This is a genomic window from Paenibacillus sp. 598K, assembly GCF_003851045.1.
Lineage (GTDB): Bacteria > Bacillota > Bacilli > Paenibacillales > Paenibacillaceae > Paenibacillus_D.
Map to the genome: position 1 here is coordinate 27534 of NZ_BFBX01000120.1, position 641 is coordinate 28174.

Here is a 641-nt window from a genome sequence, read left to right on the forward strand (position 1 = left end):
AGCAGATGATCGACGACTTGACGCGCATGGTCGATTATCTCTCGGTCACGGAGCTAACGGAGAAGATGCTGGAGCTGTCCGAGTACAAGCTCGAGCTGCAGCGCGAGAACACGTTGGAATCGAAAGCCCGGCTGGAAAATATCGACGAGTTCCTGTCGGTGACGATGGAATTCGAAAATCGCAACGAGGACAAGACGCTGGTCGCCTTCCTGACCGATCTGGCGCTGATCGCAGACATTGATACGATGGACAAGGCAGAGGACGAGCAGGCGGCAGCCGACAATGTCGTGCTGATGACGATGCATAGCGCCAAGGGACTCGAGTTTCCTGCCGTCTTTATCATCGGCATGGAGGAGGGCGTATTTCCGCATAGCCGGGCGTTCTCGGACAACGAGGAGCTGGAGGAGGAGCGCCGTCTCGCCTATGTCGGCATCACGCGCGCGGAGCGGCAGCTTTACCTCACTTGCGCGCGGATGCGCACCTTGTTTGGCCGGACCAATGCCAATGCGCCCTCACGCTTCTTGGAGGAAGTGCCGGAGGAGCTGAAGGCAGCAGGCGGCAGCGCGATTGGGCGCGGCTTCGGCGCAAGGCGCAGCTATGGCAGCGATAGCGCCACTGGCTTCGGCTATCGGAGTCCGGCG

1 protein-coding gene is annotated in these 641 nt (G+C 60.4%); it reads left to right on the top strand.

Going from position 1 to position 641, the window contains the following annotated elements:
• The coding region (locus PA598K_RS28675) for a 3'-5' exonuclease (RefSeq protein WP_185602283.1) at positions 1 to 641 on the top strand (641 nt) is incomplete at both ends.